The sequence below is a fragment of the Streptomyces cylindrosporus genome, assembly GCF_022698165.1.
GTDB lineage: Bacteria > Actinomycetota > Actinomycetes > Streptomycetales > Streptomycetaceae > Streptomyces > Streptomyces cylindrosporus.
This window is the reverse complement of the sequence record NZ_JALDAY010000009.1, coordinates 470,220-488,045: the sequence shown is the minus strand read 5'-3', so window position 1 is coordinate 488,045 and position 17,826 is coordinate 470,220. Positions and strand designations below refer to the sequence as shown.

General features: G+C 72.7%; 17 protein-coding genes. 12 read left to right on the top strand and 5 right to left on the bottom strand.

What is annotated here, in order from left to right:
* Positions 1 to 279 precede the first annotated feature (279 nt).
* From MQP27_RS30555 to MQP27_RS30540, 4 genes are all read left to right on the top strand, one after another.
* Positions 280 to 717 (top strand): DUF6643 family protein, encoded by a 438-nt coding sequence (locus tag MQP27_RS30555; protein ID WP_242769192.1) that lies wholly within the window; start codon positions 280 to 282, stop codon positions 715 to 717.
* Positions 718 to 760: 43 nt separating this feature from the next.
* Positions 761 to 1,588, top strand: a complete 828-nt coding sequence (locus tag MQP27_RS30550) for an MOSC domain-containing protein (protein WP_242769191.1) — start codon at positions 761 to 763, stop codon at positions 1,586 to 1,588.
* A gap of 214 nt (positions 1,589 to 1,802) precedes the next feature.
* Positions 1,803 to 2,408, top strand: a complete 606-nt coding sequence (locus tag MQP27_RS30545; protein WP_242769190.1) for an Rv1733c family protein — start codon at positions 1,803 to 1,805, stop codon at positions 2,406 to 2,408.
* Positions 2,409 to 2,516: 108 nt separating this feature from the next.
* Positions 2,517 to 4,955, top strand: a complete 2,439-nt coding sequence (locus MQP27_RS30540) for a right-handed parallel beta-helix repeat-containing protein (RefSeq protein ID WP_242769189.1) — start codon at positions 2,517 to 2,519, stop codon at positions 4,953 to 4,955.
* Positions 4,956 to 4,972: 17 nt separating this feature from the next.
* On the opposite strand, the gene MQP27_RS30535 is transcribed toward MQP27_RS30540, so the two are convergent.
* Entirely contained in the window at positions 4,973 to 7,297 is a 2,325-nt protein-coding gene (locus MQP27_RS30535; protein WP_242769188.1) for a lipase family protein, read from the bottom strand.
* Between the two features lie 290 nt (positions 7,298 to 7,587).
* Between MQP27_RS30535 and MQP27_RS30530 the strand changes: the two genes are divergently transcribed.
* Complete coding sequence (locus tag MQP27_RS30530) at positions 7,588 to 8,406, top strand: DeoR/GlpR family DNA-binding transcription regulator (protein ID WP_242769187.1); 819 nt, start codon at positions 7,588 to 7,590, stop codon at positions 8,404 to 8,406.
* Positions 8,407 to 8,499: 93 nt separating this feature from the next.
* The gene (locus tag MQP27_RS30525) at positions 8,500 to 8,982 is read left to right on the top strand and encodes an SRPBCC family protein (protein WP_242769186.1); all 483 of its coding nucleotides are present in this window, start codon (positions 8,500 to 8,502) and stop codon (positions 8,980 to 8,982) included.
* 26 nt (positions 8,983 to 9,008) lie between these two features.
* On the opposite strand, the gene cds1 is transcribed toward MQP27_RS30525, so the two are convergent.
* Positions 9,009 to 10,133, bottom strand: a complete 1,125-nt coding sequence (gene cds1 / locus MQP27_RS30520; RefSeq protein WP_308290014.1) for an L-cysteine desulfhydrase Cds1 — start codon at positions 10,131 to 10,133, stop codon at positions 9,009 to 9,011.
* A gap of 331 nt (positions 10,134 to 10,464) precedes the next feature.
* On the opposite strand from cds1, the gene MQP27_RS30515 reads away from it, so the two are divergent.
* Together MQP27_RS30515 and MQP27_RS30510 are read left to right on the top strand one after the other, a co-directional pair.
* Positions 10,465 to 10,788 (top strand): hypothetical protein, encoded by a 324-nt coding sequence (locus tag MQP27_RS30515; protein ID WP_242769185.1) that lies wholly within the window; start codon positions 10,465 to 10,467, stop codon positions 10,786 to 10,788.
* A gap of 228 nt (positions 10,789 to 11,016) precedes the next feature.
* Positions 11,017 to 11,547: an ATP-binding protein gene (locus MQP27_RS30510; RefSeq protein WP_242769184.1), complete on the top strand. Its 531-nt coding sequence runs from the start codon at positions 11,017 to 11,019 to the stop codon at positions 11,545 to 11,547.
* A 35-nt stretch (positions 11,548 to 11,582) separates the two neighbouring features.
* Here MQP27_RS30510 and MQP27_RS30505 read toward each other — a convergent pair whose 3' ends face one another.
* From MQP27_RS30505 to MQP27_RS30495, 3 genes are read right to left on the bottom strand one after another with little or no spacing between them, the layout of a single operon-like run.
* Positions 11,583 to 14,144 carry an ABC transporter permease gene (locus MQP27_RS30505; RefSeq protein WP_242769183.1) on the bottom strand — a complete coding sequence of 854 codons (2,562 nt, stop codon included), beginning with the start codon at positions 14,142 to 14,144 and terminating at the stop codon, positions 11,583 to 11,585.
* Positions 14,141 to 14,890, bottom strand: a complete 750-nt coding sequence (locus MQP27_RS30500; RefSeq protein WP_242769182.1) for an ABC transporter ATP-binding protein — start codon at positions 14,888 to 14,890, stop codon at positions 14,141 to 14,143. Before MQP27_RS30500 ends, MQP27_RS30505 begins: the two co-directional genes overlap by 4 nt.
* A complete protein-coding gene (locus MQP27_RS30495; RefSeq protein ID WP_242769181.1) occupies positions 14,887 to 15,180 on the bottom strand; it encodes an SHOCT domain-containing protein in 294 nt (97 codons plus the stop codon). Before MQP27_RS30495 ends, MQP27_RS30500 begins: the two co-directional genes overlap by 4 nt.
* Positions 15,181 to 15,356: 176 nt before the next feature.
* Between MQP27_RS30495 and MQP27_RS30490 the strand changes: the two genes are divergently transcribed.
* The 4 genes from MQP27_RS30490 to MQP27_RS30475 are packed head-to-tail and all read left to right on the top strand — an operon-like array spanning position 15,357 to position 17,822.
* Positions 15,357 to 15,914 carry a TetR/AcrR family transcriptional regulator gene (locus MQP27_RS30490; protein WP_242769180.1) on the top strand — a complete coding sequence of 186 codons (558 nt, stop codon included), beginning with the start codon at positions 15,357 to 15,359 and terminating at the stop codon, positions 15,912 to 15,914.
* Between the two features lie 11 nt (positions 15,915 to 15,925).
* Positions 15,926 to 16,321 carry a (R)-mandelonitrile lyase gene (locus MQP27_RS30485; protein ID WP_242769179.1) on the top strand — a complete coding sequence of 132 codons (396 nt, stop codon included), beginning with the start codon at positions 15,926 to 15,928 and terminating at the stop codon, positions 16,319 to 16,321.
* Positions 16,322 to 16,332: 11 nt separating this feature from the next.
* On the top strand, positions 16,333 to 16,917 hold the full coding sequence (locus MQP27_RS30480) for a DUF4865 family protein (protein WP_242769178.1): 585 nt from the start codon (positions 16,333 to 16,335) through the stop codon (positions 16,915 to 16,917).
* The gene (locus MQP27_RS30475; protein WP_242769177.1) at positions 16,914 to 17,822 is read left to right on the top strand and encodes a phosphotriesterase family protein; all 909 of its coding nucleotides are present in this window, start codon (positions 16,914 to 16,916) and stop codon (positions 17,820 to 17,822) included. Before MQP27_RS30480 ends, MQP27_RS30475 begins: the two co-directional genes overlap by 4 nt.
* Positions 17,823 to 17,826: the final 4 nt, after the last annotated feature.

Sequence of the window (17,826 nt, the reverse complement as noted above, 5' to 3'; positions counted from 1 at the left end):
GGAGTCCGCGTGCCGGTCCGCGCCCCGGCGGCCCTTCCGCATGCTTACTCGCACAACCTATTCCCCGGGACGGCGAACTCCCATGAAGCGCACAGCGCGACGGTGGACCGACCCGCCGGTAACCCGCCCGGAACTCGGCCTTTACAGGATCCTGGCGTGGATCGCCGCCCTATTTTGCCGAGTTCGCTCGCATTGGGGATCCCGCGTCACTGCCGACACGGAAAACAACCCTCTTATCGGTCTCCCCAACCAGCACATCGTGGGCTTAACTTATGTGCCATGACCTCCCCCCGCTCCACTTATGGCGGTGGCTACTACTCCGCCTTCCCGGACACCCCGATCTACGACAGGCTCGTCGCCGAGCGGGGCACCCCGCAGATCGCCCCGATCCGGGTCCCCGCCGCCTACGACATGCCGGGCAGCCACCTGCCCGCGCTGCCGTCGGCTCTGCCCGCCCTCCCGGCGGGCCCCTCCCAGCCCTCCTACGGCGGCTACCCGCAGGCGCAGCAGCCGTCTCCGCTGCAGCAGGCGCCCGCCGCGTACATCCCGCAGCAGGCCACCGCGCCACGCGGTTACCCCGGCCCGCAGCAGCCCCAGCCGCAACGGCCCATGGCCGCCGGCACGGGTTACGAGGCGATGCGCCCCGCGGCGCCGCGCCCCGGTCCGGCCGCCCCCTATCAGGACCCGTACAACCAGCAGCAGTACCGCGGCTACTGAGCGGTCCCGCCCGGTTGTCGGTGCGGCCTGGCACGATGGCCGTATGGGGAGCCAACTGCTGCAGTCGATTCACGTCCATCCGGTCAAGGCGTTCCGGGGCCTCGCGCCGCGGGAGGCCGTGGTGGAGCCCTGGGGGCTGGCCGGAGACCGGCGCTGGGTGCTGATCGACGACGGGGGAAGGGTCGTCACACAACGTCAGCAGCCGCGCCTCGCGCTCGCCGCCGCCGAGTTCCTGCCCGGCGGCGGTGTCCGGCTGTCCGCGCCCGGTATGGACCCGCTGTCCGTGCCCGTCCCGCGGCCGCTGGGCACGGTGCCGGTGCAGATCTTCGGGGACAAGGTCGAGGGTGTTCTCGCCGAGGACGAGGCCGCGCACCTGTGGTGCAGTGAGTACCTCGGCGCCGGCACCCGCCTCGTGCACATGGACGATCCGGCCGTCCGCCGCCCCGTCGACCCGGATTACGGGCGGCCGGGCGAGACGGTGTCCTTCGCCGACGGCTATCCGCTGCTGCTCACCAGCGCGAGCTCCCTCGACGCCCTCAACTCCCTGATCGCACAAGGCGATCACGCGGCCGACGGACCGCTGCCGATGAACCGGTTCCGGCCCAACGCGGTCGTGTCCGGCGCGGCCGCCTGGGCCGAGGACGACTGGTCCCGCATCGCGATCGGTGACGTGACCTTCCGGGTCGCGAAGCCATGCGGGCGGTGTGTGGTGACGACCACCGACCAGGGCACCGCCGTCCGGGGCAGGGAGCCCCTGTACTCGCTGGGACGGCACCGCCGGATCGGCGGCAAGCTGGTCTTCGGCCAGAATCTGGTGCCTCTGCACCGCGGCACCATCCGCGTCGGGGACCCCGTCACGATCCTGGACTGAGCGGCTTTGCGGCAGTCCCCCTCCGGACGGATCCGGACAGGATCCCGGCAAGATCGGGCCGACGGGAACCAGCGCCGGGGGCCCGCACGTTGGGCTGGGGTGAGAAGTTCATGAGAGGCCCCGGTCCGAGGTGATTTCGCTCTCTCTTCGGCCGGGCCCGCGGGTGAACGACTCCGGGTGGGGTTATCACGGAGCGGGAAGGGGGTGCGGGACGGTGCGAGCAATCGGCGGACTCTGGCGCTGGCGGCACAATCCGCTGCGCCGCAGAAGCGATCTGGTCGAGGCCTGGGTGGCCCTGGTGGCCCTGGTGCTCATCCTGGTCGCGGCGCCTGTGATCGGCTCCCTCGTGGGCAGTGTCGCCCAGGACGCCCTGCAGCAGTCGGTACGGGACCAGCGCGCCGCCCGCCACCAGGTGACGGCCACCGTGGTGCGCAAGCTGGACCGCTCCCCGCTGGACACCGACCCGGAGACCTCCTCCTCCAGAGACCTGCGCAGCCGGGTCCTCGCCGACTGGACCGCACCGGACGGCACCCACCAGCACGGCGCGGCCCTGGCCGACCTCAGGTCCCCGCACCGCGGCGACCACTTCCGGATATGGACGGACGAGCACGGCCACACAGTGGCCCGTCCGCTGGACTCCGCGACGGCGACGACGCACGCGGTGCTCGCGGGCTTCGGCGCGGCGATGCTCACGGCGGGATTCGTCGAGGCCGCCCGGCGGACGATCGTCTGGCGCATGGTCCGCCGCCGGTACGCCCGTTGGGACCAGGCCTGGGACAAGGCGGGCCCGGACTGGGGCCGGACCGGCACCGGCAGCTGACGGCCTTCGGACTCTGGTCATCCCACCACCTGCGCGCACGCTACGGTGGACCGGCCGAGGCATTCGGCGACAAACCCGCGTACTACGAGGTGGGGGCACAGCAGCGCCATGGCACAGGGCACGGTCCAGGTGACGCACACCGGCACATCGAGGTGGCGCCGCCGCACGGGTGAGTACACGTCACTCGCCGCAGCCCTGGAGGCCGCGGCGGACGGCGACGTGCTCACCGTCGCTCCCGGCACCTACCGGGAGAACCTCGTGCTCCAGCGGTCGGTGACGCTGCGCGGCCCCGAGGGCTCCCCCGGCTCGGTGCGGATCGCGCCCCTGGACGGGGTGCCGCTGACGGTGCGGGCCTCCGCGGTGGTGCAGGACCTGCACGTGGAGGGGCAGGACGCGGCCGCGCCCGCGCTGCTGGTCGAGGAGGGCACTCCGGAGCTGCTCGACGTCCGGATCGTCACGCGGTCGGCGGCCGGGATCGAGGTGCGCGGCGGTGCGCGCCCTACCGTGCGCCGGTGCACCGTCGACAATCCGGCGGGTGTCGGGATCGCCGTACTCGACGGCGGGGGCGGCGTGTTCGAGGAGTGCGAGGTCGTCGCCGCCGGTCAGGCCGGTGTCGCGGTCCGCGGCGGTGCACATCCGCGTCTGGAGCGCTGCCGCATCCACCACGCCTCGGGCTCGGGGCTGACGGCGACGGGTGAGAACTCCGCGCTGGAGGCCGTGGGTTGCGAGGTCTACGAGGTGCGCGGCAGCGGCGTCCAGGTGACCGGCCGGGCCACCGCGCACCTCACGGACTGCGATGTGCACCGCACCACGGCGGACGGCGTCACGCTCGACACGGACGCGGTGCTGACGCTCGCGGACTGCCGCATCCACGACATCCCGGAGAACGCGGTCGATCTGCGCTCCCGCTCGGTGCTCACGCTGACCCGCACGACGGTGCGTCAGTTCGGGCGCAACGGCCTGTCGGTGTGGGACCCGGGCACGCGCGTGGACGCCAACCAGTGCGAGATCTTCGACAGCACCGGCGACTATCCGGCGGTGTGGGTGAGCGACGGCGCGACCGCCGTGCTGGACTCCTGCCGGGTGCACGACGTGCCGGACGCCCTGTTCGTGCTGGACCGCGGCTCGCGCGCGGACGTCGTCGACAGCGATCTCACCCAGGTGCGCAACACGGCGGTGTCGGTGAGCGACGGGGCCACGGCCCAGCTCGACGACTGCCGCATCCGGGACGCCGCGACGGGCGCCTGGTTCCGGGACCACGGCAGCGGCGGCACCCTCAACAACTGCACGGTGGACGGCACCCAGACGGGCGTGATCGTCACCAAGGGCGCCGACCCCACCATCGAGCGGTGCACGGTCGACTCCCCCGCCGAGGCCGGCTTCTACGTGTCCGCGGGCGGTCGCGGCACGTTCCAGAACTGCCGGGTGACCGGGAGCGGCGGTTACGGCTTCCATGTGATCGACGGCTGCCGTACGACGCTCAGGAAGTGCCGTACGGAGCGGTGCGCGCGCGGTGGGTACGAGTTCGCGGAGGGCGGCCCGGACACCACGCCCGGCACGGGCCCCGTCGTGGAGGACTGCACGAGCGACGAGAGCGGCGGCGTACGGCCGCCGGAGGCCCGGGAGACCGCCGTGCAGACGGCGAGCCAGTCCCCCGGCCTGCTGGGCGCGATCCCCGGCCAGCGCACCACCGAGCAGGAGCCCCTCGTCGCCCCCGCCGGCCCGGAGCAGCCGGTGCGGACCTCGAAGGCCGTGCTCGGCGAGCTGGACGCGCTGGTCGGCCTGGACAGCGTCAAGCGCGAGGTGCGGGCCCTGACCGACATGATCGAGGTGGGCCGGCGCCGCCAGCAGGCGGGCCTGAAGGCGGCCTCGGTCAAGCGGCACCTGGTCTTCACCGGCTCCCCCGGCACCGGCAAGACCACCGTGGCCCGCCTCTACGGCGAGATCCTCGCCTCCCTCGGCGTGCTGGAGAAGGGCCATCTCGTCGAGGTGTCCCGTGTCGACCTGGTCGGCGAGCACATCGGCTCGACCGCGATCCGCACCCAGGAGGCCTTCGACAGGGCGCGCGGCGGGGTGCTGTTCATCGACGAGGCGTACGCGCTGTCGCCGGAGGACTCGGGCCGGGACTTCGGCAAGGAGGCCATCGACACGCTGGTGAAGCTGATGGAGGACCACCGGGACGCGGTGGTGGTGATCGTCGCGGGCTACACGGCCGAGATGGAACGGTTCCTTTCGGTCAACCCCGGTGTGGCGTCCCGGTTCTCACGGACCATCACCTTCAGCGACTACAACCCCGACGAGCTTCTACGGATCGTCGAGCAGCAGGCCGACGAGCACGAGTACCGGCTGGCGGAGGGTACGGCGGAGGCGCTGCTGAAGTACTTCACGGCGATCCCCAAGGGCCCGGCGTTCGGCAACGGCCGTACCGCCCGGCAGACCTTCGAGGCGATGGTGGAGCGGCACGCGGGCCGGGTCGCCCAGGTCGACGAGCCCAGCACGGACGACCTGACCCTGCTGTACGCCGAGGACCTGCCCGACGCGCCCTGACACCGCTCCGTACGGATTCAGTCCCCGTCGGGGCGGGGTGCCGGCACCTCGGGGCGCAGTCGGGCGAGCAACCGTTCGCGTTCCTCCGCGAAGGCCGGGTCGGCCTGGTAGTCGGAGTGGCCGAGGATCGGTGCGGGGAGTGGGTGCCGGGCGGTGCGGCCGTAGGCGAGCGGGTCCTTCAGCGGGCCCCGGTCCACCTCGGGGCCGCAGTCGCCCGGCAGGCGGATCGGGCCGCCGATGGGGTCGGTCGCGCGGTAGAGGTTGCGCCAGCAGTCGACCTCGTGGTGCAGCGAGCTGAGCGCGGCCGGGCCGAAGTGGGCCGGGAACCAGCGGCCGTAGAGGCGCTCCAGGGGTGAGCCGTAGGTCAGCAGGGCGACCCGTTTGCGGACGGACGGCTTCAGCTGCCAGGCCGCGGCGGCGGCGAGGACGCTGCCCTGGGAGTGCCCGGAGATGACCAGGCGGCCACCGGTGGCACGGGTCCAGGTCGCCATGCGCCAGCTGAGGTCGGGCACCGCCCGCTCGGCGTAGCAGGGCGGGGCGAAGGGGTGGGCGGCGCGCGGCCAGAAGGTGCCGACGTCCCACAGGATGCCGATGGTGCGTCGCGCGGAGGCGTCCTTGTAGGCGCGCCGGCCCCAGGTGACGAAGAGGATGAAGCCGAAGCCGATCAGCCAGGAACCCAGGGCCTGCGCGGTCTGGGCGGCGCCGTGCACGAGGGCGTGCGCGTGGTCGGCGGCCGGGGCCGGGGCCTCTTCGGTGAACTTCGCGCCGACCAGGGCGCCGGCTCCCAGGATCAGGGTCGTGGCGGAGGTGACGGCGACGAGGAGCGGGGCGCGGTCGGTGAGCGTGGCCAGGGCGCGGGTGGTGGCGATGGCGCGGGTGCGGGCGGTGTCCTCGGGTTCGCCTGGGTGGTCGAGCCGCACCTCCCCCAGCTCGGTCCGGCGCAGCCGCCAAGCCCCGCGTCCGAGCAGGGCGCACAGTCCGAGCAGGGCGAGCAGCAGCACCGGGATCACCGAGGACTGCCAGGTCAGGACGACCGGCGGGCCGGCGATGGAGGTACCGGTGCCGTCCAGCCAGTCGGAGACCCGCTGGGAGACGCCGCCGGACATCACGCCGCCGAGCGCGCAGGCCAGCATGGCGACGGCGGGTCCGGCCAGGCCGCGCATCGCCGCGCGCGGGTCGGGATGGGTGCGGTGCAGCGTACGGGCGACGACGGCCAGGGCGATCACGAGGAGGCCCTGGACCAGGGCGAGGCCGCCGAAGGTGGTGCCGCCACCGGCCAGTCGCCCGGACGACTCCCACCCGGGGCGCTCCCAGCCGGCGTACACGACGGCGGACAGCAGCAGGGCGAGGGCGGCGAGCGGCAGGCGTCGTACGAGATGCTCGTCTAGTTCCTGGTCGAGGCGGTTCTCGCTGCGTCCCCGGCGGCACACCACCCACAGCACGACGACGGCGGTCGCGGCGAGGGCCGCGTACAGCAGCAGGCTCAGCGTGTCGAGTACGGCGGGGCCGCCGGGCCGGTGGTCGAAGCGGGCCGCGGAGGAGGCGACCGCCGCCGCAACCGTGAGGAGGCCGGCCGCGGTGTGGGCGGCGCGCAGCCGGGCGACCAGGCGACGGCCGTACCAGAAGCCGGGGCGGCCGAGCGAGGTGCGGCCGGTGTCCTCGTCGGGCTCGGGCTCGTGGGAGAGCGGCCGCTGGGACTCGTAGGCGCTCCAGGTGCGGCGGGAGAGGTACCACAGCAGGGTCGTGAGGGCCGTCGGCACCGCGGCCGCGACGGCGAGGCGGCGGCCGGGGCGGCTCCACCAGCCGTCCTGGGAGACCTCGGGCGAGAGGAAGCCCAGCCAGGAGTGGCGGTCGGCGCACGCGTGCGTGCCCGCGCACTGCCAGGCCGCCAGGTCGAGGGCGACCTCACACGCGGCCGCGACCAGCAGCACCGTCAGGGTCAGCCCGACGAGCCGTACCAGCAGCCCGTAGAAGCGGACCGTGCGGCTGTGGCCACGCGTCGTGGGGCGCATCCAGTGGGCGAGGTTGACGACCATGAACGGCAGCAGCAGGAGCCACAGGGCGCGGGCGCTGTTGCCGGAGGTGAGGTTGCACCAGACGTACGCCTCCTGCACCGGCTTGTCCTGGTAGTCCTGCGGTCTGGACTCCGCGTCGACGTCCTCGCAGCGGCGGAAGACGGCGGCCGTCTCGTCGCCGGTGACACGCACCGTGCGCGGATCGTCGAGCATCGCCTCGGGCGTGGTGCCGCCCACGCCGTGGACCAGGAGTTCCAGAGCGGTTCCGGATCCGTCGAGGCTCTCGGCGGGCCGGTCGGCCGAGGCCCGTTCCTGAGCACGTCCCACTGTTCGCACTTCCCCCGTGACGCCTGTTCTGCTTGTGTCCGTGCGGGCACAGGATCTCCGCCGGGACGGTGGCGTACACCTCTCCACACGGAATCTCCCCGAGACGTGTGACAGGCGGGGTACGCGTGAGGTGTACGTGACATGAGCGCGGCGTGACCGTCGGTGGCGTAACCTGCACCGACCCGTGCGAGGATGGGACGTCCGCGCACCGGGGCCGGGGGAGAACCTCCTCGTCGGAGAGGGTGCGACGGGCGTGTCGGACTGCTTGAGGCGAAAGGACCGGAGCGTACGTGAGTGAGAATCAGAACCTCCTCGCGGAGCAGCGGCGCGCCCTGATCCTGGACGAGGTGCGGCGCCGGGGCGGGGTCCGCGTCAACGAGCTGACCCGCAAGCTCGGCGTGTCGGACATGACCGTCCGCCGCGATCTGGACGCGCTGGCGCGGCAGGGTGTGCTGGAGAAAGTGCACGGCGGTGCGGTGCCGGTGGTCGAGGCGAGCACCCACGAGCCGGGCTTCGAGGCCAAGTCGGGCCTGGAGCTGACGGCCAAGGAGGACATCGCGCGCGCGGCGGCCGAGCTGGTCGCGCCGGGCACGGCGATCGCGCTCTCGGGCGGTACGACGACGTACGCGCTGGCGCACCAGCTGGTCGACGTGCCCGATCTGACCGTGGTGACCAACTCGGTGCGGGTGGCCGACGTGTTCCACGCCGCGCAGCGCACCTCCGGGCCCCGGCAGGGCGCGGCCACCGTGGTGCTGACCGGCGGGGTGCGCACGCCGTCCGACTCGCTGGTGGGGCCGGTGGCCGACCAGGCGATCGCGGCGCTCCACTTCGACGTGCTGTTCCTGGGTGTGCACGGGATATCGGTCGAGGCCGGCCTGTCCACGCCGAACCTCGCGGAGGCCGAGACCAACCGGCGCCTGGTGCAGTCGGCGCGGCGGGTCGTGGTGGTCGCCGACCACACCAAGTGGGGTGTGGTGGGCCTGAGTTCGTTCGCGGCGCTGGAGCAGGTCGACACGCTGGTCACCGACGCCGGGCTGCCGAAGGACGCGCGGGCGGAGATCTCGGAGCATCTGCGGCGGCTGATGGTGGCGGGCGAGCCGGAGAGCTGATCGCGGGCGGGCGGTGCTGACATCTGACGGTCCGCCAGTTATCGTGACGTTGCCCCGGTCAACCACCCTTCCGCGTCAAGGGGGTTCACGTCCATGGCCCACCGTCTGCGTCCCGTCGGACTCGACTTCGTCGAAGTCGCGCCCGTACGGCTGGTCTTCGCACGGGAGATCGCCGCGCCGCCCGACGCGGTCTTCCACGCGCTCAACGACGACGTGCCCGGCTGGGCGGAGTGGTTCGCGGCCGTGACACACGCCCGGGCCGTCGACGACGGTGCCGGGCGCGACATCCGGCTCAAGGGCGGCGGGCACTTCCTGGAGACGGTGATCGCGGCGAAGGAGGCCGAGGTCTACGCGTACCGGGTCGACGAGACCAACGCGCCGGGCGCCCGCGCTCTCGCCGAGGAGTGGCGGCTCGTCCCGGCCGGGACGGGCACGCGCGTGCAGTGGACGTTCGCCGCGGACGGGACGGCACCGTTCCGGCTCGTCGTGAAGGCGGCACGCGCGGGGCTCGGGCGGGCCTTCAGGGACGCGGTGACCGCGCTGGACCGGCGGCTGGCGCGGCAGGGGCAGCCGTAGCGGCCTCGCGGCACGGCGGCCGTGGCTCAGCAGGGCCAGACGCCCGTCTCCAGCAGTGACTCGATCGCCGCCGAGTACGGTGCGATGTCCAGGCCCTGCTCGGTGAGCCAGCTGTCCGAGTAGTACTTGTCCAGGTAGCGGTCGCCCGGGTCGCACAGCAGCGTCACCACGCTCCCCTGCCGGCCCTCGGCGACCATCTCGGCGACGATCTTCAGCGCGCTCCACAGCCCGGTGCCGGTCGAGCCGCCCGCCTTGCGGCCGATGGCCTGTTCCAGGGCCCGTACGGCCGCCACGCTCGCCGCGTCGGGGACCTTCATCATCCGGTCGATCGCGCCGGGCACGAAGCTCGGTTCCATGCGGGGGCGGCCGATGCCCTCGATGCGGGAGCCGCAGTCGCAGGTGACGTCCGGATCGCCGGTGGTCCAGCCCTCGAAGAAACAGGAGTTGTCCGGGTCCGCCACGCAGATCCGGGTGTCGCGCTGGGTGTAGTGGACGTAGCGGGCGAGGGTCGCCGAGGTTCCGCCGGTGCCGGCCGTGGCGACGATCCACGCGGGCTCCGGAAACCTCTCCAACTCCAGCTGGCGGAAGATGGATTCGGCGATGTTGTTGTTTCCGCGCCAGTCCGTGGCCCGTTCCGCGTAGGTGAACTGGTCCATGTAGTGGCCGCCGGTCTCCACCGCGAGGCGGGCCGACTCCTCGTACATCTTCCGCGAGTCGTCCACGAAGTGGCACTGTCCGCCGTGGAACTCGATGAGACGGCACTTCTCGGCGCTCGTCGTGCGCGGCATGACGGCGATGAAGGGCACGCCGATCAGCTTCGCGAAGTACGCCTCGGAGACGGCCGTCGAGCCGCTGGACGCCTCGATCACCGGGCGGCCCGGCCGGATCCAGCCATTGCACAGGCCGTAGAGGAAGAGCGAGCGGGCCAGGCGGTGCTTGAGGCTGCCGGTCGGGTGGGTCGACTCGTCCTTGAGGTACAGGTCGATGCCCCACTTCTCGGGGAGCGGGAAGCGCAGCAGGTGGGTGTCGGCCGAGCGATTTGCATCGGCCTGGACCTTGCGCACGGCCTCTTTCAGCCAGTCGCGGTAGGCGGCGTCGGTGTGGTCCACGTCGAGGGTCACGCCGGTCGGGGTCTGCTGGGAAGTGCTCACGGCGGTGCTCCTCACAAGGGGCCGCAGCCGTCGGAAGGTGCGGCCGTCGCATCGATCATAGACACCATCCACACGCTTCTCACCTGCATAAACACCACTTTGAGGGGCTCAAAGCACGGCCTTGGGGCCGGACTGCGGAGGGCGTGGGGGGCGCATTCGCGGAGTGCTCCGGGCGCCCGTGCTCCGGGGGCCGTGCGTACTGGTGCTCGACGCCGGGTGCGGGCAGACTGCACCGACACGGGGGCGCCACACTGGATCACGACACACGCCGGCCGACGACCCACGAGGGAGTACGGCCGGTGCACCGGACGCGTACGAGGGGGCGGGCGGCATGGCGGAGCCGGAGTTCACGGCCACGGGCGTGCGGATCGGGAAACGGCTGCGATCGCTCACCCGGGCCGGGCAGGTCCGGATCAGCGACGGCAGGCTTGCGTTGCTCACCAGTTACGGCACCGAGATCGACAGCGCGCCGGTGCAGGCGGTGCGGGCGTCCAAGCCCTGGTTCGCCCCGGAGGACCGGGCGCTGGCGGACCTCAACGGCAAGCGCTACACGCTGACCCTGGGCGATCACGATCCGGCGCCGGGCGAGCCGGGGCCGCCGGCCGCGAGCCGGTTCATCGAGGCCGTGCGCAGGGCCGCGGGGCGCGGGGGCTGAGCGGCGCCGCGGACGGCGGGACGGGGCGCGCCGGGGCGGACGGAGGCGGTCGCGAGTTGCGGTACCGCACCCCCTGGGTCACGCTGGTCTCACGTCACTCTGGGTTTACCGGCGATAACGCTGCGAACCAGCCCGCCGGGCACGACAGCAGGCGGCCGTATTCCGACCGGCACGCTGCTGGATCCGAACTCCGTGTTCTTCCGGACCTCAAGTCGGGGAGTCGCAGCCGTGACCAGTCACCCAAGCAGGCACTGCACGGTGGAGCTCCAAGCCCTGCCGTCGCGGATCGGCCAGGTCCGCAGAATCCTTTCAGCGCAGTTGCGCTACTGGCATATGGACCCCCTCATAGACCGGGCCGCGCTCGGTGTGACGGAGCTGTTGACGAACGTCCACCGGCACGCCCAACCGGACAAGATGTGCACCGTGGAGATCGAGCTGCTGCTGGACCGGCTCACGGTCTCCGTGCACGACCACGACCCCCGGCTGCCCGAGGTACGGGACGTGGAGGCCTCCGCGACCAGCGGCCGCGGGCTCGCCATGGTGGCCGCGGTCAGCGAGAGCTGGGGAGTACGGCCGGACGGCGAGTCGGGGAAGGTCGTGTGGTTCACGCTGCCGACGTCCTCGCCGGCCGCCGCCACGCCGGCCCGGCCGCTGCGCCGTACGGCGGACAAGCCCGCGCACCGCTTCGTGGACGTCGACCACGCGGCCGACGCCCACCGGACCGCCCATGCTCCCGCCCGGTCGGCCGTCGCAGGCTGATCGGGCGGTGACGGTCCTCGCAAAGCCGTGACGGCTCACTCGGTCGCGATCGCTCGCAGTACGTCCAGGCGTGCCGCCCGCCTCGCCGGGCGCAGGCCCGCCAGGGCGCCTGCCGTCAGGCCCACCAGTGCCACGATGAGGAGTTGTACGGGTGGGACGGCGAAGGCGAAGGCCGAGTCGCTCGCGCCGTCCGAGGCCTTGACCAGGACCCAGCCGAGGAAGGCGCCGAGGCCCAGGCCGCCCGCGGTGCCGAAGGCGGCCACCAGGATCGACTCCCAGCGGACCATGGCGCGCAGTTGGGGCCGCGTCTGGCCCACCGCCCGCAACAGGCCCAGTTCCCGGGTGCGTTCGTGGATCGCCAGGGTCAGCGTGTTGGCGATGCCGAGGAGCGCGATGAGGACCGCGAGGGCGAGCAGCGCGTAGACCAGGGTGAGCATCATGTCGATGCCGCCGGCCGAGGACTGCGCGTACTCGTCGCGGGTCTGGACCTCGGGGTTGCCGTACTGCGCGGCGACCTTCTGCACCGCCGCCTTGCCCGTGGCGGTGTCCACGCCATCCTTGAAGGAGACGGCGACCAGGGTGTCGGCGTCCTGGGTGCGGTGCGGGGCCCAGGCGGCGCGGGTGATGACGTAGTCGCCGGCGAGTTCGGACCGGCCGTAGACCGCGCGGACCGTGAAGGTCTCCTTCTTGCTGTCGGTGAAGGCGAGTTGGGCCTTGGAGCCGGTGGTGAGGTGTTGTTTCTCGGCTTCGGTGCGGGTGACGGCCAGGCCGTCCGTGCCCAGGTCGCGGAGTGATCCGTCGACCTTGCCGAGGTCGAAGGTGCGTTCCAGGGCGACCGGGTCGGTGACCGTCAACGCCCTGCCCCTGCCATCGACTTCGGCGACGCCGCGGCCGAGGCCCACCGCCGTGTCGACCTCGGGCAGTCGCTGGACGGCTCCTGCCAGGCGGGGGCTCAGGCCGCTTCCGCCCGCGCCGAAGGACGGGGTGCTCACGGCGACGTCGCCCGCGAAGGAACGGGAGACCGTCTGGTCCATGGTCGCCTTGAGGGAGGCTCCGAAGACCGTGAAGAGCGACACGACCGCCACGCCGATCATCAGGGCGCTCGCGGTGGCCGCCGTCCGCTTGGGGCTGCGCAGGGCGTTGCGGCGGGCCAGGCCGCCTGTGACGCCCCGGAGTTTGTCGAGAGGGCCGCCGAGGACCCGGACCGCGGTCGTGGAGGCGACGGGGCCGAGGACGACGAACGACACCAGGGCCAGGACGGCGCCGAGTGCCGCCGTCCACAGGGACGGTGAGACGAGGACGCCGCTGAGCGTCATCGCCATGGCGAGGGCCGCGATGCCCAGGCCGGTGACCGCTCGGGTGCGGGAGGCCGCCGAGGTGTCCACGGCCGTCTCGCGGAGGGCCGCCAAGGGGGCGGTGCGGCCCGCTCGTACGGCGGGGAGGAGCGCGGAACCGAGGCAGACCGCGATGCCGACGGCCAGCGGGAGCGCCATGGACAGGGCGCTGATCACCAAGTCGCCGTCGGGGAAGGGGAATCCGATCGCCGGGAAGAGTGCCTGCAGGCCGGCAGCGATGCCGATGCCGCCCGCCAGGCCCGCCGCGGAGGCGGTCACGGCCACGCCGGTGGCCTCCACGAGGGTCGTCGCGGTGACCTGGCGGCGGGAGGCGCCGAGAGCCCGCAACAGGGCGTTCTCGCGGGTGCGTTGGGCGATGACGATCGCGAAGGTGTTGTGGATGGAGAAGGTGGCGACCAGGAGGGCGATGCCGGAGAAGACCAGGAGGAGGGTGGTGAAGACGTTCAGGAACTGGCTGGAGATCATGTCGGTGTTCTCCTGGGCCGACTCCTGGCCGGTGATGGCCTCGACTCCCTTGGGCAGGACGGGAGTCAGGCGGTCGACGAGCGCCTTCTCGCCGACGCCGGGACCTGCCCGTACCTTGATGCTCGCCGCCTCGCCGGGCCGCGCCGTGAGGTACTTCTCGGCGTCGGCGCGGGTCATGCCGGTGAAGGTCACCTGGGCCATGCCGTCCTCGCCGCCGAAGGTCGCGAGGCCGACGATCGTCACCTTGACGGGGTCGGGCGTGCGCAGGGTCGTGGTGTCGCCGAGCGCGAGGTCGCCCTTCTTGGCCGCACCCCGGTTGACGACGACCTCGCCGGACTTCCGCGGGGCCCGACCCTCGGCGAGGCGGTACGGGTTGAGCTCGGGGTCGGTGATCCAGTTGCCGGCGAGGGTGGGCGGGCCCTGGCCGCCGATCGGCTTGCCGTTCTTGCCGACGAGCTGGCCCGCGCCCTCGATGTCGGGCTCGGCGGCCGCCACACCCGGCACCTTGGCGAGCGTGTCGGCAAGCGTCGTCGGGACCGGTTGGCGTACGCCCTGGCTCTCGCCCGGCGTGGTGATGGTGTCCGCGCTGCGGACCACCGCGTCCGTGCCGCTGGTCGCGTCGCCGAACATGGTGTCGAAGCTCGCGCGCAGCGTGTCGCCCATGACCAGGGTGCCGGCCAGGAACGCCACACCGAGGAAGACCGCGAGGAACGTACCGGCGAAGCGGCGCTTGTGGGCGCGCAGGGAGGACACGCTCAGGCGTACGGCTGCGTTCATGAGGGCACCTCGAAGGCTTTCATGCGGTCCAGGACCTTGTCGGCGGTCGGGGATTCCATCCGGTCGACCAGGCGTCCGTCGGCGAGGAACACGACCTCGTCGGCGTGGGCCGCGGCCACCGGGTCGTGGGTGACCATGACGACCGTGCGGGAGGTCTGGCGCACGGCGCGGCCGAGGAGGCCGAGGACCTCCTCGCCGGAGCGGGAGTCGAGGTTGCCGGTGGGCTCGTCGGCGAAGACGACGTCCGGCCGCCCGGCGAACGCCCTTGCCACGGCGACGCGTTGCTGCTGCCCGCCGGAGAGCTCGGAGGGGCGGTGGTGGAGGCGGTCGCGCAGGCCCACGACGTCGATCAGGGCGTCGAGCCACTCCGGGTCGCCCCTGCCGCCCGCGAGGTCCAGGGACAGCGTGATGTTCTCGGCCACGGTGAGGGTCGGCACCAGGTTGAAGGCCTGGAAGACGAAGCCGACCCGGTCGCGGCGCAGCAGGGTGAGGCGGCGGTCGTCGAGTGCGCCCAGTTCGGTGTCGCCGATGTGGGCGGCGCCCGAGGTGAGGGTGTCGAGACCGGCCGCGCAGTGCATGAGGGTGGACTTGCCGGAGCCCGAGGGCCCCATGATCGCGGTGAAGCGGCCGGCCGGGAAGTCGACGCTCACCCCGTCCAGGGCCCTCACCTCGGTGTCGCCGCGGCCGTACACCTTGACGGCGTCGACGACGCGCGCGGCCGTCCGCACGGTGGTCGTGGCGGTCATGCCGCACCGCCCTTGCCCACGTTCCGGCCGAACTGCTCGTCCAGGACGGACAGACGGCGCCAGTACTCGTCCTCGTCGATCTCGCCGGAGGCGAAGCGGCGGCCGAGTACGGCGAGGGGCGAGTCGCCGGACGGGCGGGGGTCGTCCATCGCGCGCCACGGTCCGCGCCGGCCGCGCCACACCGTGCGGCGCAGCACGTTGGCGACGCCGATCACGACGGCCGCCCAGATCAGCGGGAAGAAGAGGATCCACGGGCCGGGGCCGCCGTTCCAGTCTGCGAGGGTCTGCATCTCGGGTCATCTCCTGAGTGGGTCCGGTGGTGATGCCTCGAGACTCGCGCCGGGGAGGGGTCCGGGTCGTCGTACGGCCAGCGGCAGTGCGCGTACCTCCCGGGGAGTAGGCGGGGGCGTTCGCGCTGCTCCCCACGGGCTCGACTTCTGTAACTACTAGTATGTACAGTGACGTCATGAGCACTTCGGACCGACTCATCGAGTCCACCCGTGAGCTGCTGTGGGAGCGCGGGTACGTGGGCACCAGCCCCAAGGCGATCCTGGAGCGCGCGGGTGCCGGCCAGGGCAGCATGTACCACCATTTCAAGGGCAAGCCCGATCTCGCGCTGGCCGCGATCCGGCGCACGGCCGAGGAGTTGCGGGCCGGCGCCGAGCGGGTACTGGGCGGGCCGGGGACGCCGTACGAGCGGATCGAGGCGTATCTGCTGCGGGAGCGCGATGTGCTGCGCGGCTGTCCGGTGGGGCGGCTGACGATGGATCCGGACGTCGTCGCGAGCGAGGAGCTGCGCGCGCCGGTCGACGAGACGCTCGACGCGATCCGTGAGCTGATCGCCGGGATCGTCGAAGAGGGCAAGGAGCAGGGCCAGTTCGCGCCCTCGCTGGACGGCGAGGAGATCGCCGCGACCGTCCTGGCGACCGTGCAAGGAGGCTATGTCCTCGCGCGTGCCTCCGGCTCCCCCGCCGCCTTCGACGCCGGTGTCCGAGGACTGCTCTCCCTGCTCGCCCCGCGATAGGAGACCCGTACATGCAGATCACGAGGACCCGCTCCGAGACCCGGCAGGGTCCGGCGGAGAACTTCACCGGCCAGGTGTGGCTGGACGAGGTGGCGGCGCCCGCGGCTCCGTCCCGGCTGCGCGTGTTCAGCGTCCACTTCGCGCCGGGCGCGCACACCGCCTGGCACCGGCATCCGCACGGTCAGGTGCTGTACGTCACGGAGGGCGAGGGGCTGGTGCAGCGCAAGGGCGGTGTCGCGGAGGTGATCCGGGCGGGCGACACGGTGTGGATCGAGCCGGGCGAGTGGCACTGGCACGGCGCCGGGCCGCGCACCTTCATGACGCATCTCGCGGTCGTCGAGGCCGCCGAGGACGGCACCACCGCGGAGTGGGACGCGCACGTCGGCCCCGAGGACCATCCCGCCTGAGGAGGCATCGGATGCACGCCATGCAGTACGAGCTGACCCTGCCCGCCGACTACGACACCGGAATCATCCGCGAGCGCGTCGCCCGCATCGGCCACCTCCTGGACGACTGGGACGGCCTCGGCACCAAGTCGTATCTGCTGCGCGAGCGCGGGCGGTTCGGCTCGCCGGTCAACCAGTACGCGCCGTTCTACCTCTGGAACACCGTGGAAGGCATGAACACGTTCCTGTGGGGCGGCGCCTTCCAGCGGCTCAGCGACGACTTCGGGCGGCCGGTGGTGCGGCAGTGGACGGGTCTGGCGTACGAGGAGGGCGGCGCCGTCGGCGGCTCGGCGCGGTTCGCGGTGCGGCGGCGTGAACCCGTACCGGACGGCGTGGAGTTGGCCGATGTGACGGCGCGGGCGGCGGGCGAGACCGAGCGGCTGGCCGGCGCGGACGGGGCGGTGCTCGCCGCGGCGGCCGTGGACACGAGCCGCTGGGAGCTGGTGCACTTCTCGCTCTGGGAGCACGACACGCCCAAGGCCGACGGGGACGTGTTCCAGGTGCTGCATCTGTCCGCGCCGGGGCGGGACCGGCTGCCGCGGGGGCGGCAGTGGTGAGTGCGGTCCGTACGGTGCTGGGGGATGTGCGGCCGGAGCAGCTGGGCGTGTGCGACGCGCACGACCATCTGTTCCTGCGCAGCCCGCAGTTGCCCGGGCAGGAGCTGAACGACGCGTCGGCCGCGCGGGCGGAGCTGGCGGCGTTCCGTGCGGTGGGCGGCGGGAGTGTCGTCCAGTGGACGCCGTACGGCATGGGACGGCGGGCCGCCGATCTGCCCGCGCTGTCCCGGACGGCCGGAGTGCACCTGGTCTGCGCGACCGGGCTGCACCAAGCCGCCCACTACACACCGGAGTTGCTCGAAGAGGTGCGCGGCAGGCTCGCCGAGGTGTTCGTCTCGGAGCTGACCGAAGGCATCGGGACGTCGGGGGTGCGGGCCGGGCTGATCAAGGTCGCGGGCGGCTTCCACGCGCTGGACGAGCATGCGCGCTGGACGATGAGGGCCGCGGCCGAGGCCCATCACGCGACGGGCGCGACCATCGCCGTCCACCTGGAGCACGGCACGGGGGCGCTCGACGTACTCGACCTGCTGTGCGGCAGGTTGGGGGTGGAGCCGGGTCGGGTGGTGCTCGGGCACCTCAACCGCTCCCCCGACCCGGTGATCCAGCGGCAGGCCGCCGAGGCGGGTGCCTATCTGGCGTTCGACGGTCCGTCGCGCGCCCATCACGCCACCGACTGGCGGATGCCGGACGCCGTGCGCGCGCTGGCCGACGCGGGTCACGGGGACCGGCTGCTGCTCGGCGGCGACACCGTGGTCGCCGGGGCCCGTTCGGTCGACGGCGGCCCCGGGATGCCGTATCTGCTGCGCAGAGTCCGCCCGAGGCTGGCGCTGGAGCTGGGTGAGGAACTCGTGGACCGGGTCCTCACCGAGAACCCCGGCCGGGCGTTCGCCGCCGACTGGCGGTGAGGCG

Bases quoted from the DNA above. Each gene is read 5' to 3' on its own strand.
- MQP27_RS30555 (WP_242769192.1), top strand. From the start codon at position 280: ATGACCTCCCCCCGCTCCACTTATGGCGGTGGCTACTACTCCGCCTTC.
- MQP27_RS30550 (WP_242769191.1), top strand. From the start codon at position 761: ATGGGGAGCCAACTGCTGCAGTCGATTCACGTCCATCCGGTCAAGGCG.
- MQP27_RS30540 (WP_242769189.1), top strand. From the start codon at position 2,517: ATGGCACAGGGCACGGTCCAGGTGACGCACACCGGCACATCGAGGTGG.
- MQP27_RS30525 (WP_242769186.1), top strand. From the start codon at position 8,500: ATGGCCCACCGTCTGCGTCCCGTCGGACTCGACTTCGTCGAAGTCGCG.
- MQP27_RS30515 (WP_242769185.1), top strand. From the start codon at position 10,465: ATGGCGGAGCCGGAGTTCACGGCCACGGGCGTGCGGATCGGGAAACGG.
- MQP27_RS30505 (WP_242769183.1), bottom strand. From the start codon at position 14,144: ATGAACGCAGCCGTACGCCTGAGCGTGTCCTCCCTGCGCGCCCACAAG.
- MQP27_RS30500 (WP_242769182.1), bottom strand. From the start codon at position 14,890: ATGACCGCCACGACCACCGTGCGGACGGCCGCGCGCGTCGTCGACGCC.
- MQP27_RS30495 (WP_242769181.1), bottom strand. From the start codon at position 15,180: ATGCAGACCCTCGCAGACTGGAACGGCGGCCCCGGCCCGTGGATCCTC.
- MQP27_RS30490 (WP_242769180.1), top strand. From the start codon at position 15,357: ATGAGCACTTCGGACCGACTCATCGAGTCCACCCGTGAGCTGCTGTGG.
- MQP27_RS30485 (WP_242769179.1), top strand. From the start codon at position 15,926: ATGCAGATCACGAGGACCCGCTCCGAGACCCGGCAGGGTCCGGCGGAG.
- MQP27_RS30480 (WP_242769178.1), top strand. From the start codon at position 16,333: ATGCACGCCATGCAGTACGAGCTGACCCTGCCCGCCGACTACGACACC.